This is a genomic window from Providencia sp. PROV197 (genome assembly GCF_028479625.1).
GTDB classification, from domain to species: Bacteria; Pseudomonadota; Gammaproteobacteria; order Enterobacterales; family Enterobacteriaceae; genus Providencia; species Providencia vermicola.
Genome location: NZ_JAMPNZ010000033.1, coordinates 40324 through 52882, shown reverse-complemented (window position 1 = coordinate 52882; position 12559 = coordinate 40324). Strand labels below are relative to the sequence as shown.

Annotated in this window: 12 protein-coding genes; 5 read left to right on the top strand and 7 right to left on the bottom strand. The window is 42.3% G+C overall.

Going from position 1 to position 12559, the window contains the following annotated elements; translation table 11 throughout:
- Positions 1 to 77: 77 nt before the first annotated feature.
- Both corC and lnt read left to right on the top strand, forming a co-directional pair.
- Positions 78 to 962, top strand: a complete 885-nt coding sequence (corC, locus tag PR808_RS18285; protein WP_206085473.1) for a CNNM family magnesium/cobalt transport protein CorC — start codon at positions 78 to 80, stop codon at positions 960 to 962.
- A complete protein-coding gene (lnt, locus tag PR808_RS18280) occupies positions 962 to 2494 on the top strand; it encodes an apolipoprotein N-acyltransferase (protein ID WP_272539845.1) in 1533 nt (510 codons plus the stop codon). Before corC ends, lnt begins: the two co-directional genes overlap by 1 nt.
- Positions 2495 to 2549: 55 nt before the next feature.
- Here lnt and PR808_RS18275 read toward each other — a convergent pair whose 3' ends face one another.
- On the bottom strand, positions 2550 to 3473 hold the full coding sequence (locus PR808_RS18275; RefSeq protein WP_272539844.1) for a sugar kinase: 924 nt from the start codon (positions 3471 to 3473) through the stop codon (positions 2550 to 2552).
- On the bottom strand, positions 3473 to 4492 hold the full coding sequence (locus PR808_RS18270; RefSeq protein WP_272539843.1) for an SPFH domain-containing protein: 1020 nt from the start codon (positions 4490 to 4492) through the stop codon (positions 3473 to 3475). The genes PR808_RS18275 and PR808_RS18270 overlap by 1 nt, the downstream gene beginning before the upstream one ends.
- Before the next feature lie 151 nt (positions 4493 to 4643).
- Between PR808_RS18270 and PR808_RS18265 the strand changes: the two genes are divergently transcribed.
- Complete coding sequence (locus PR808_RS18265) at positions 4644 to 5357, top strand: NUDIX domain-containing protein (protein WP_206085275.1); 714 nt, start codon at positions 4644 to 4646, stop codon at positions 5355 to 5357.
- A 47-nt stretch (positions 5358 to 5404) separates the two neighbouring features.
- On the opposite strand, the gene PR808_RS18260 is transcribed toward PR808_RS18265, so the two are convergent.
- The 5 genes from PR808_RS18260 to PR808_RS18240 form a co-directional block, all read right to left on the bottom strand.
- The gene (locus PR808_RS18260; RefSeq protein ID WP_206085274.1) at positions 5405 to 5935 is read right to left on the bottom strand and encodes a protein K; all 531 of its coding nucleotides are present in this window, start codon (positions 5933 to 5935) and stop codon (positions 5405 to 5407) included.
- A gap of 110 nt (positions 5936 to 6045) precedes the next feature.
- Complete coding sequence (locus PR808_RS18255; RefSeq protein ID WP_206085273.1) at positions 6046 to 6546, bottom strand: protein disulfide oxidoreductase; 501 nt, start codon at positions 6544 to 6546, stop codon at positions 6046 to 6048.
- A gap of 408 nt (positions 6547 to 6954) precedes the next feature.
- On the bottom strand, positions 6955 to 7686 hold the full coding sequence (locus PR808_RS18250; RefSeq protein WP_206085272.1) for a DsbA family protein: 732 nt from the start codon (positions 7684 to 7686) through the stop codon (positions 6955 to 6957).
- Positions 7683 to 9764, bottom strand: a complete 2082-nt coding sequence (locus tag PR808_RS18245; RefSeq protein WP_272539842.1) for a protein-disulfide reductase DsbD family protein — start codon at positions 9762 to 9764, stop codon at positions 7683 to 7685. The genes PR808_RS18250 and PR808_RS18245 overlap by 4 nt, the downstream gene beginning before the upstream one ends.
- A gap of 48 nt (positions 9765 to 9812) precedes the next feature.
- Positions 9813 to 10220 carry a metal resistance protein gene (locus PR808_RS18240; protein WP_206085270.1) on the bottom strand — a complete coding sequence of 136 codons (408 nt, stop codon included), beginning with the start codon at positions 10218 to 10220 and terminating at the stop codon, positions 9813 to 9815.
- Positions 10221 to 10808: 588 nt separating this feature from the next.
- Here PR808_RS18240 and PR808_RS18235 point away from each other — a divergent pair.
- Together PR808_RS18235 and PR808_RS18230 are read left to right on the top strand one after the other, a co-directional pair.
- Positions 10809 to 11702 (top strand): amino acid ABC transporter substrate-binding protein, encoded by an 894-nt coding sequence (locus tag PR808_RS18235; protein WP_206085269.1) that lies wholly within the window; start codon positions 10809 to 10811, stop codon positions 11700 to 11702.
- 115 nt (positions 11703 to 11817) lie between these two features.
- Positions 11818 to 12558 carry an amino acid ABC transporter permease gene (locus PR808_RS18230; RefSeq protein ID WP_206085268.1) on the top strand — a complete coding sequence of 247 codons (741 nt, stop codon included), beginning with the start codon at positions 11818 to 11820 and terminating at the stop codon, positions 12556 to 12558.
- Position 12559 lies beyond the last annotated feature (1 nt).

The following is a 12559-nucleotide window of genomic DNA, read 5'->3' as shown; positions in this document are numbered from 1 at the left end:
GGGTAGCCAAGTGCAGCCAACAACGCTGCAGTTCGAAGTATGACGAGTATTTTTTGAGGAAAAAAAAATTAACCGCCATGAGCGACGATAACTCTTCGAGTAGCGATAACCCTGGTCCTAAGAAAGGGTTCTTTGCACTGTTAAATCACCTTTTCCATGGTGAACCTAAAAATCGTGATGATTTAGTCGAATTAATTCGCGACTCTGAACAAAACGATTTAATCGATCCTGATACCCGTGAAATGCTTGAAGGGGTTATGGATATCGCGGATCAGCGCGTGCGCGACATTATGATCCCGCGTTCCCAAATTGTTACCTTAAAACGTAACCAAACGCTTGATGAGTGCTTGGATGTCATTATTGACTCTGCTCACTCACGCTTCCCTGTTATCAGCGAAGACAAAGACCACATTGAAGGGCTGTTGATGGCAAAAGATTTACTGCCATTTATGCGTACGGATGCCGAGCCTTTTAGTATCGACAAAGTCTTACGCCAAGCGGTTGTTGTCCCTGAAAGTAAACGAGTAGACCGATTACTCAAAGAGTTCCGTTCCCAACGCTACCATATGGCTATCGTTATCGATGAATTTGGTGGTGTTTCTGGTCTTGTGACCATTGAAGATATTTTAGAGTTGATTGTGGGTGAAATTGAAGACGAATACGACGATCAAGATGATGTCGATATTCGCCAATTGAGTCGTCATTCCTATTCTGTCCGCGCACTAACGCAGATTGAAGATTTCAATGAGGCGTTCAATACCCATTTTAGTGATGATGAAGTAGATACCGTTGGTGGCTTAGTCATGCAGGCCTTTGGTCATTTGCCTTCCCGCGGTGAAACCATCACAATAGATAATTATCAGTTTAAAGTTGCTATGGCAGACAGTCGTCGAATTCTTCTGCTTCACGTGAAAATTCCAGACGATGCGCCAGTTCCTACTTTGGAAGAAGAACAGACTTAATGAACTCAACATCTATGTATCAAAGCCAGTGGTTGCGGTTACTGCTGGCTTTATTATTCGGAGCCAGTGGAACACTGGCTTTTTCGCCTTTTGACATCTGGCCTGCTGCGCTACTCTCAATTTTATTTCTCCAGCTACTCACCCTAGAACGTAATACAAAACAATCTTTTGCGATAGGTTTTGCATGGGGCTTTGGCCTATTTGGCAGTGGCGTCAATTGGGTTTACGTCAGTATTGCTGATTTCGGCGGAATGCCAGGCCCAGTCAACGTCTTTATTGTGATTTTATTAGCCGCTTACCTTTCGCTGTATACAGGGCTATTTGGCGGGTTATTGGCTAAATTTGCGCCTAAAGCCAATATTTGGCGTTTGGTTTTTGCCGCTCCCGCCCTCTGGCAAGTCACCGAATTTCTGCGTGGTTGGGTGTTAACAGGCTTCCCATGGCTGCAATTTGGTTATAGCCAAATTGATGGGCCGATGAAAGCACTCGCCCCTGTATTTGGGGTGGAAATGGTTACATTGCTATTATTTAGCATCAGTGGTCTGTTAGTACTCGCTATCTTGCGCCGCAGCTTTGTTGCCCTCACAGTTGCAGCTGTTTTGATTTTTGCCCCATTAATTGCCAAAAATGTGCAGTGGTTCACCCCCCTTGATGGCAAAAAAATGGAAGTGGCACTGGTTCAAGGCAATATTCCTCAATCAATGAAGTGGGAAGCCAGCTTTTTACAAAAAACCAAAGACACCTACATGGAGCTCTCTAGACCGTATATCGGTAAAGCCTCTTTGATTATTTGGCCTGAATCAGCAGTGCCTTCCGTTGAGCTCGATAACCAGACCTGGCTTAAATCTCTCGACCAATTATTAGCGGAGTCAAATACTCAGTTAATTACAGGGATTGTGGATGCAAGGCCAATAGATGGTGAATATACTTTCTATAATACAATCATTGTATTAGGGGATAAAAAACCGTATTTATACCCGTCTAAAAACCGATATAACAAACACCATTTAGTACCATTTGGTGAATATGTACCTTTAGAAGATTTGCTGCGCCCTATCGCCCCTTTCTTTAATTTGCCAATGTCGGGTTTTAGCCGTGGTGATTACGAACAAGCGCAATTAGCGGTTGGCAATATTCATCTGACCGCAGCTATTTGTTATGAGATTATTTTAGGTACGCAGGTCAGGGATAACTTTAAACCAGATAGCGACTACTTACTTACCGTTTCAAATGATGCATGGTTTGGAAAATCCATAGGCCCTTGGCAGCACTTCCAAATGGCGCGGATGCGTTCCTTGGAGTTAGGTCGCCCACTATTACGCTCAACCAATAACGGTATCACAGCAGTGATCAGTGCGGATGGTTCTATTCAAGATATGCTTCCACAATTCAAAACTGCCACGCTTGCTACAGAAGTGACACCAACCACAGGGTTAACCCCTTATGCACGCTGGAGCAACTACCCAATGTGGGGAGCTGTCGTGGTCTTTGGTGTGCTTGGTTTTGCAATGAACCGACGCCGTAAGCACTGAGTTATTAACTGGCCTCAATAGTCAATAAACGTCTATTGAGGCTAGTGATATTAAACTAAGCAATGAGTTGCCCCTGTATATCAGCAATTCCCACCGTTACAATACATCCTGCGTTAAATTGCAAAAAATCCTCTTCAATCCCATCTGAAAAAATCACGCCGTTATCAGGCATTAAAGACTCCAATGCTAACGGGCTATTAGGTTCTATCGTTCCAAATACCCACTTTATACCCGTTGTTTTACTGAGAAATGGCTCTCTCACGCTAAACTGTAACTTGCTATCTCCCCATGCAAATCCACTCGCAAGTGGATGGTTTTTCGTGCCTGTTATAGCCTGAGCCCCCGCTAAAATAGATTGAAACCACCCTGTTGACCCTAGTCCTGTCGAAATAATGATCCCTGAGGACGACTGAAACTCTTGTTCACCTTGCCAGTTAAGGAGATACCGCGCTGATGTATGGCTTTTCGGGCCAATAAATAAGTCATTTACCGCCAATAAAGACTGCCCATCATTCGTTATCGCCTCAGCAAAAGTGACCGACTTTTGCGCCATTTTCCCTTTTAATGTTTGAGTCACGACCTCCTTTAATTGGCCTATTTCAAAAGGTAATAACTTACCATCCCAGCGTTTTGGATCTGGATTGATAGCAATCACAGGCTGCCCCTGCAAGTATTTTAACGTATTCGCGACCAAGCCATCTTGCCCAATCACCACCACAATATCCTGTTTGGAAAATTGATAACTGGGCAATAATTTTCTTTCTAGTAATTGAAATCGACCTAGTGATTTCAGTACTGATTCTGCTTGAACTAATTGTCGCTGGTATAAATCATGTTCAAGCAGATAATCATCAACTTCAACATGGTTATGTTCTAAATAGAATTTCGCTTGCGGCCATGTATTAAAACGTTCAATGAGTTCTTGTAAGCGTGTCTTACGCATAACCAAAACAAAACGTGCATCATCAATTACTTTCATTATTTAGCCCCCTTTTTCATTAATTGACCGAATAAATCAGGGGAGATATTGAGCTCACCTATTTTCCCTGCATTTTGAGCCAGTGATTCAAACGCCATCGCCATCAACTGTTCAGGGCCCATTTTGGCAAGGGCTAACGCTTTTAAGTTCTCCACGGGTAGTTGGCTATAAGCTTTCATTTTTGATTCAATGGCATAAGCATCCGCATCGGATTGAATACGCTGGTTCCCGACACTAAGAGCCACCAATTCTTGGCGTTTCTCTTCAGCATTCACTTGTGCGGCCAGTTCCTCTTGTTCAATTTCAGCCCGCTCACGTAATAATTTACGTTCATTGTCTAACCGAGCTTCTTCGATTTGCTGCTCCTTTGCTTGAACAGAAAGATCGGTTTCTAATTCAGCTTCCTTGATAGTGCGTTCTTGTTCAACGGAGAATTTGCGCCTTGCGTAAATAGCATCATCCGCCTCTTTTAAAATAGACTCCCTCGCCTGCGCTTCAAGTGCTTTCAAGGTTTCTGGCGATGGTGTAATCGCTGCAATAGAGACCTCAAGAATGTCTATTCCTAATGAATTGATAACCGACTGCTCAGTTAACTGCTGGGAAACCAACGTGACTAATGAACGGCTAATTAATAGTGCATCACGTAATGATGTACTTTGGATTTTTGCTTGGATCACTGTTTGTGCTGCTCGTACTACCCTGTCGCTCATCTTTAACGGATCTTCAGATGAATAGCCTTTCCCATCTTTAGTTAAGTTAAAATTTAATACATCGGCCGTTTTTTCAGGCTCTTTGACTTGAAATGAAATTTGCCCCTGTACTCGTAAGCTTTGAAAATCAGCCGTTTGCAGATTAAAAATAAACGGCGCCTCTTGAGCATTGAGAGGCAAAGCGGCTATCGATGTTTTGTCTGCGTTATACCAAAAACTGATCCCTTTGCCTTGCTTACGTACCTTTCCATTCACTGATTGAATAACAAAAGTGGATGAGTCTGCTTTGAAATATTTAAAGTTAATCATAGTGGAACCCTCATTAATGTCTTTATGACCTTAATTAATTATTGTCCTATAGACACAAACAAGTCAAGTATTAAATGTCTTAATGACAATAATTGTTTTTGCGTGTATGATTTAGCCCTATACTTCATCTTTAACGTTGAGTGGTAACAATATGAATGAAAAAGAGTTTCTCGCTAGCTATGACAGAAAAGATTACTTATCACCTTTACTCACTGTCGATGCCGTTTTGTTTACTTACCATGAAAACACGTTGAAGGTATTACTGGTTGAACGAGCAAGTTTCCCCGAAAAAGGGAAATGGGGCTTACCCGGGGGATTTATTGATGAGCAAAGTGATCAAACGTTAGAAGAGACGGTTTTGCGCAAACTAAACGAAAAAACAGGCGTGATCCCCCCTTATATTGAGCAACTTTGTACAGTCGGCAACCACCAACGCGATCCGCGTGGTTGGTCTGTAACAGTGTGCTATACCGCGCTGATCGCTTACCAAGCCTGCAACGCGCATATTGAAACGGTGGACTCCGTCAAATGGGTGGCGATTGATGAGATTGAGCATCTTTCTCTCGCTTTTGATCATCTAGAACTTTACCAACAAGCCAGAGCACGCTTAACACAAAAATCACTGTATTCCATTGTGCCAGGATTTGCCCTTCCCGATGAATTCACCTTAGCAGAATTGCAACATGTGCATGAAGTCTTGATTGGTAAGCCATTGCAAAATAAGTCTTTTAGGCGCCGGCTAGAGCAAGCTGATTTGTTGATTGATACAGGGAAAAAGCGCCATGAGCGCGGCCGACCCGCTAATTTATACCGTTTAAAGCCCCAATCAGCCGATTACCGTTTTATTCGCAATTTAGAGTTTTAGCTATTGATATGCCTGATAAAAATGCTTATCAGGCACTATAAAAGAGATTAGTGGCAAATAGCTGGCGTCACAATGTAGGTGAAAACCAATTTATCTGATTTATGGTAATTGTGTGTGATCCCTTCAGGGAACATTTCATGCAGCATTTTCATGCCAACGTCTTTACCACAATAGTTTTTATCTAAGATTTCACGCATATTTTGCTGCCAGTTCTTTCCTTCCAGAACATTATCAGGGATCCCCTTGATGGTGTACTGATAAAACAGCATACCATTTTGGTTTGCCGTAACTTCCGTCAATAATGTGACGTCGTCAATCAACATCGGTAATGCTTTTGCCATTTCGGTCAAGAAAACCTCTCGTAATAACGTCGGGTCATCGTCTCCTTTGGCATTAAACGCATTAATTTTCTCTTCCGTTGAATTGGCTTTTATTTCATCATAACGCTGTTTTAATTCTGAATTTGCAGTCGTTCCTGATGTTTGTTCAACGGGCTTTTTCTCTTCGGCATCGGGGGAACATCCCGCAATTAATACCGCACCTAGCAATAACCCAACCACTTTTTTGAACACAACCATCCCATCCACCCATTTTATTATTTATATGCCAGATGAGTTTACCACAACGATAAATTAAACTTATAGACGGAAAAGTCCCCTTTTTTAACCCAAAGGGGACAATGAAGATACTAAAATGAGGCCAACCACATGCGCATTTTTAAGCCGTAAGAACTGGTCCAGCCCGAAGTAAAACTGACTAATTCACCGTTATCAATCACCATAAATGTTGGTGTTGCACTAACCCCCACTGCATTGGAAAGCTGCCCGCTAATGTCGTTGATCACAGGAAACGTTAAGTCCTTGCTTTCCATTCCTTTTATTAAACGCGGTGTTTCACCCGAACGTATTGCAACCGAGATAATTGGCATACCTGATTGACTTAAATCGGATACCGTTGGCGATGTTAAATTGCATACCCCACACCATGTTGCCCAGAAATAAACCAATATGGGTTTTTCCTTGCTTAGTTCAGCCAATGAAACGGTCTCACCATTAACCAAAGTGTGTTGCTCCAATAGCACAGGTGCAAGCGCTTGTGGTTTGCGCCACAAGTCCATGACGGTAAAAGCAATAAATAAAATAATCGCCAAAACAATAATTTCTTTAGACCACTTTTTCAGTTTATTCATAAGGTTATTAACCTATTTGTTATCAAATAGTACAAATCTAGAATGTAAGAAACCAAAACATTCAATTGAAATGAATGCCTTGCTATTTATTTAAAATGATTGGTTTTTATCCTCTAAATAATTCGCGTTATGGCTAGGCGGCAAACGAGACTATCGTGGGGAGCATACACAAGTATGTGACCCACGTAGTCGAGAGCAGCCAACAACGCCATAACACGAAGTATGACGAGATAATTTATCCTCTAAATAATTCGTGTTGAGGCTAGGCGGCAAACGAGACTATCGTGGGGAGCATACATAAGTATGTGACCCACGTAGTCGAGAGCAGCCAACAACGCCATAACACGAAGTATGACGAGGATAACCAACAACGCCACAGCGCGAAGTATGACGAGGATAACGAGGATATTATTTGAGCTTAGCTAGCTGCTCCTTCACCACCTCTTCAAACTGCTGTGCATCGATAGCCCCTGGGATCATCTCATCACCCACCAGCGTTGCAGGCGTTCCGTTTACCCCAAGTTTTTCTGCTAACATCATATTTGTACGAATGCCTTCACGGCTTTTCTCACTCGCTTTAAGCTTGTCGTTACCCGTTGCTTTGAGCGCATCTTTGATATTTGCATCTGACAGCATGCCTTGCTTTTGCATAAATTTATGATGCAATGCTTCAAATGCTTTCGGGTCTTCTTGCCAGAGTGTCATGGTTAATTGTGCTGAATCTAACGATGTTTGGCCTTTAAATGGTAAATACTTGATCACCACTGCAACGTCATCTGGGTATTTTTTCACGATATCCATCAGTTGTGGGTCAAAACGTTTGCAATATGGGCAGTTAAAATCGGTAAAGTTAACTAACACCAACTTGGCATCTTTTTTACCTATGCGCGGGCTTGTTGGGTCGTTAAATAAGGCATTGTGCTCGGCTTTTAGCGTTTCTTTCATCTGCGCTTGTTGTTTTTCACCTTGCTTCGCTTGCAGCGCAACAATAGCTTCTTCCAAAATTTCTGGGTTTTCAACTAACGTATCACGTACCAATTTACGCACTTGCGCTTCTTGGTCTGCCGTTAATGGGGCGGCTTGAGCTGTTGCCCCTATCATGAGAGATGAAAATAGAACAGCTAAAATTGTTTTTTTCATTTTGTGGCTCCTTTGGCCTGATTCATAACTGAGATTAACGATTCACGGTCAAGTATTGTTGACAGCACCTCGCCGTCGGCCAAGTTAGGGCCATAAATCTGATTAAAAGGAACTGCGACTTGCCCACGTTTTTGCAAGAACGCAGTAATTTCAGGAGACGGTTTGGTCCAATCTCCACGTAATGCGACAACATCTGGCTCACCTAATAGCTGCTGAATATCATCTCTTAATAGTACATTGTATTTATTTGCCTTGCAGGTAACACACCACTCTGCCGTTACATCAATAAAAACGCGCTTGTTTTGTGCTAGGGCATCGGTAATTGCCTGCTCAGTTAAAGGTTGCCAATTCACTGTATCTTTGACTAATGAGCGACTTCCTGCCTGCTGTCCTTGGGTCATCCAAACAAAAGTGCCCGCAAACAATGTAAATAATACTAAGGGGAAAATAGCCGCTTTTATCCCTTTTTTGATAGCAATAAAGACCACCAGCAAGACTAAGAATATCATGGCAATCGCGGTGGAGTAGGTTGCACCAAAATGAGGAATTAATAAGCTAATTAACCAAAGGCTAGACACTAACATCATCAAGCCAAGCACCGCGCGTAATTTCAGCATCCATGTGCCAGGTTTCGGAAGTAATTTTGCAATAGCAGGAAAAGCGGCAATCAGTAACCAAGGTAAACTCATTCCAATACCTAATGCAGTGAAAATTAACCATAACTCACTCATTGGCGCGGCGAGCGCAAAGGCTACAGCGGTGCCCAAAAATGGTGCAGAACACGGAGTGGCTAATAACGTTGCAAATACGCCTTGCCAGAAATGCCCACTATTCCCCTGTCCCCCCGCTGTCGCGAGGCGTGTATTCGCTTTACTGCCAAGGTTAATTTCGAATAAACCGAATAAATTTGCTGTAAACAATGCGGTAACTAGAACCATAAAACCAATAAACCACGGGTTTTGGAATTGAATTCCCCAACCAACTGCTTGCTGGCCAACACGTAACAGCGTCATCAACAGAGCGAGTAACCAGAAAGAAACTAAGATCCCAGAGGAAGAGAGTAAAAATTGACGACGAATGGTTTTTTGTTCACCCTGTGGCACCATCAATACGGAGCCGAGTTTCATTGCAAGCACAGGAAGAACGCATGGCATCAAATTAAGAATTAGTCCGCCAACGACAGCGAACAAGACCACTTGCCACAACGAAATTGTACTTCCTGCTCCATTTGGGCTAATTGTGCCAGTAAATGGCGTCACTTCACTGCTAATTTGCTGGGAAATGTCACCATCAGTGACCACAAATGATACGGTTTTTCCTGTTAAGTTTGGTGATTCCTCCCCCCAATCATCACTTACATCAATGATTGCGGTAAGGCTATTCCCTGATGTTTTAATCACTGGCACCCCTAAAACAGCGCCATCGACTACATCAGTGAAAATATTTGGTTTAATCCATGCACTACCTGAATTTTTTTGCAGCTCAATAACCAATTTTTCATTGGCAAAACCCGCTTTTGCTTGCTCAACCAAACCACTCGTTGGTGGCACGGCCCCTTTGGCTTGGTTAAAAGCCCACGTAAAATCAGCGGGGGCTGGCTCCGTTAAATCAAGCTCAAAAGGATAATCGGTTAAAATACAGACATTGCTACAGGTCGATAACGTTAAAACACCTGTTAATTTATCGAGTTTGTCTTTGCTAGAGACTGTAATGGGGAAAATAATATCGCCCATATAGCCTTGAGTTGACACCCCAGCCACATCAAAACGCCCAGGTGCGGGCCATTGCCAATCTATTGTATCGACGGGTGTTGACCAAACGATTTCAGGTGCGACGCCCCCTTCTCCCGGTGAGCGCCAATAGGTCTTCCAACCATCATCGAGTTTCACATCCAGCAAAATATCAATTTTGCCATCGTCCTGTTGAGTCGAACTCAGCAAACGCACTTGAGCATGCATTGGGGTGTTATCACTCATCCACCCAGTTTTTGCAGGTTGCAGCCACCCCGTATCCGCAGCCTGTAAGCTGCTCGAAAATAGAGCAAATAAAATCAAAAATGAATTAATTAAAAAACGCATTGTTTCCTCCAGAATAAATTACACCAACGAATTGAAATTCGTTGTGCGCTAATTCCGAAGATTACAAAACTGTAAGTGTCGTCTGACTCTTGGAGGGGCATGCTTTTCTTCATTGTTTGCTCTAGATATAAATAGATTAGTGCAAAATACCATTAATGCAGCTAAAGCAAGAAACATAAAGAAGAAAGGCTCGATAACAGCAGGTAGCAAAGTGATTAATGATTTAGCACTAAGCTCACAACTAGAAAGATGCGTACTGCTATCACTTTGTTCTAATTGAGATTTATCGGTATAGGTAAGGTTAGATCCAGCATGACTTTGTGCGTGAACTAAAACGTTCGGCACAAAAAAATTGGCAAATAGACGCTCTCCGACGGCGCGCTGATTCATACAAATCAATACCATCAGACAGGCGAATATCACTAATCCTTTACCTAATTTTAAATGCCTGTTCATGCGTTTCTCGGTATATCTTCCTGAAATAACACCAATTAAACAACTTTAGCAATAATAACGGTAGAAATCTAACTTTGACTAAAACCGTTATGCCATCTATAAGTTAAATGGAGGTTACATCTTACACAGCAAAACATTCCGTACAAGTAGCATCATCTAACTTTACAAATACATTTCCCTTTTCGATAAACAAAAACTTACCTATCTCTAAAACTCGGCACAGAAATTGCTACATCTTATACAGGAATGAAAGTGGCGATAGTTTGCACCCTAACAGTGCGCGATTATCAGTTTTAAACAATTTTTAGTCGTTATTCACCATATTAGTGCGCTGATTCAAGAATGCACCAAATAATATGCGAGATAGCTCCCGAAATTGAAACAATCCATTTTCATTAGTTAACAAATTTAATTACTTTTTAACAATAATAAAACATACAGCCGATGATCGTGGCGTTATCGAAATCCTCGACACATCAGCAAACATAACACAACAAAACTAACGTCATTCAAGTGTAACCTCGTTCCATGACAGGTCACCTTTGAAATATGACGGGTTTACACCGATGTTCTAAAGGAGCTGTAATTATGCGTATAAGTAAGCTTGTATTATCAATGATGATTTTAGGTGCGACCTGCGCAGTTCAAGCAGACGAGCTAAACGGGACTCTGAAAAAAATCAAAGATAACGGTGTCATTGTTGTTGGTCACCGTGAATCTTCTGTACCGTTTTCCTACTATGACAATAACCAGAAAGTCGTTGGTTATTCACAGGATTACTCAAACGAAATCGTTGATGCAGTGAAGAAAAAATTAAATATGCCAGATCTGCAAGTGAAATTAATCCCAATTACGTCGCAAAACCGTATCCCATTGTTACAAAATGGCACCTTTGACTTCGAGTGTGGCTCAACCACCAATAATATAGAAAGACAAAAACAAGCGGCGTTCTCCAACACAATTTTCGTGGTTGGTACACGCTTACTGACTAAGAACGATTCTGGCGTCAAAGATTTTGCGGACTTAGCAGGGAAAAACGTTGTTGTAACCTCTGGTACAACGTCTGAAATCCTGTTAAATCAATTAAATGACGAAAAAAACATGAAAATGCGCATTATCAGCGCCAAAGACCATGGTGATTCATTCCGTACTTTAGAATCTGGCCGTGCCGTTGCCTTTATGATGGATGACGCACTGCTAGCGGGTGAACGTGCTAAAGCGAAAAAACCTGAAATTTGGGAAATCGTTGGTAAGCCACAAACTGAAGAAGCCTATGGCTGTATGTTGCGTAAAGACGACCCGCAATTCAAAGCACTGGTTGACGAAACTATCGCAACCGCACAAACCTCAGGCAAAGCTGAAAAATCCTTTGATCGTTGGTTTAACCAACCTATCCCACCAAAAAATCTGAATCTGAAGTTTACGTTGTCCGATGAAATGAAAGCACTGTTTAAAGCGCCAAATGACAAAGCACTAAACTAATAAAAAAGACAAACAGGGTGTTACTGGAAGTAAGGGTTGCAAGGCGGTCGTTCCCCGCCTTGCTCACTCTTCACAGTATTCGGGACAATCTAATTGCCCACAGGAAGTCAAAATTATGTCAATTAATTGGAATTGGGGAATATTCCTTCAGGAAGCCCCGTTTGGGAATACCACTTATTTAGGGTGGTTAATATCTGGCCTAGAAGTTACTGTCACACTTTCTATTTGCGCATGGATTATCGCATTCTTAGTCGGTTCATTTTTCGGTATTTTACGTACAGTCCCTAACCGCTTTTTAGCCTTTTTAGGTACCGCTTATGTGGAATTATTCCGTAACGTGCCACTCATCGTGCAATTCTTCACGTGGTATTTAGTGATCCCTGAGCTGCTTCCCCGCTCAATTGGCGATTGGTTTAAAATGGAGTTAGATCCTAACTATCAATTTTTTATTTCTTCAATGTTATGTCTGGGGTTATTTACCGCAGCACGTATGACCGAACAGGTACGCGCCGCAATACAATCACTGCCTAGAGGGCAAAAAAGCGCAGCGTTAGCGATGGGCTTAACCTTGCCACAAACCTATCGTTACGTATTATTGCCAAATGCGTATCGCGTGATCTTGCCACCAATGACCTCAGAAATGTTGAACTTAGTGAAAAACTCTGCCATTGCCTCCACCATCGGCTTAGTCGATATGGCGGCACAAGCAGGTAAGCTGCTCGATTACTCAGCTCACGCATGGGAGTCATTTACCGCAATCACATTAGCCTATGTCGGTATTAACGTCGTCATTATGATTTTGATGGCGCTATTAGAGCGCAAAGTTCGCTTACCTGGCACATTAGGAGGGCGATAAA

Coding starts and splice junctions, on each gene's coding strand:
- corC (WP_206085473.1), top strand. CDS start 78: ATGAGCGACGATAACTCTTCGAGTAGCGATAACCCTGGTCCTAAGAAA.
- lnt (WP_272539845.1), top strand. CDS start 962: ATGAACTCAACATCTATGTATCAAAGCCAGTGGTTGCGGTTACTGCTG.
- PR808_RS18275 (WP_272539844.1), bottom strand. CDS start 3,473: ATGAAAGTAATTGATGATGCACGTTTTGTTTTGGTTATGCGTAAGACA.
- PR808_RS18270 (WP_272539843.1), bottom strand. CDS start 4,492: ATGATTAACTTTAAATATTTCAAAGCAGACTCATCCACTTTTGTTATT.
- PR808_RS18265 (WP_206085275.1), top strand. CDS start 4,644: ATGAATGAAAAAGAGTTTCTCGCTAGCTATGACAGAAAAGATTACTTA.
- PR808_RS18260 (WP_206085274.1), bottom strand. CDS start 5,935: ATGGTTGTGTTCAAAAAAGTGGTTGGGTTATTGCTAGGTGCGGTATTA.
- PR808_RS18255 (WP_206085273.1), bottom strand. CDS start 6,546: ATGAATAAACTGAAAAAGTGGTCTAAAGAAATTATTGTTTTGGCGATT.
- PR808_RS18250 (WP_206085272.1), bottom strand. CDS start 7,686: ATGAAAAAAACAATTTTAGCTGTTCTATTTTCATCTCTCATGATAGGG.
- PR808_RS18245 (WP_272539842.1), bottom strand. CDS start 9,764: ATGCGTTTTTTAATTAATTCATTTTTGATTTTATTTGCTCTATTTTCG.
- PR808_RS18240 (WP_206085270.1), bottom strand. CDS start 10,220: ATGAACAGGCATTTAAAATTAGGTAAAGGATTAGTGATATTCGCCTGT.
- PR808_RS18235 (WP_206085269.1), top strand. CDS start 10,809: ATGCGTATAAGTAAGCTTGTATTATCAATGATGATTTTAGGTGCGACC.
- PR808_RS18230 (WP_206085268.1), top strand. CDS start 11,818: ATGTCAATTAATTGGAATTGGGGAATATTCCTTCAGGAAGCCCCGTTT.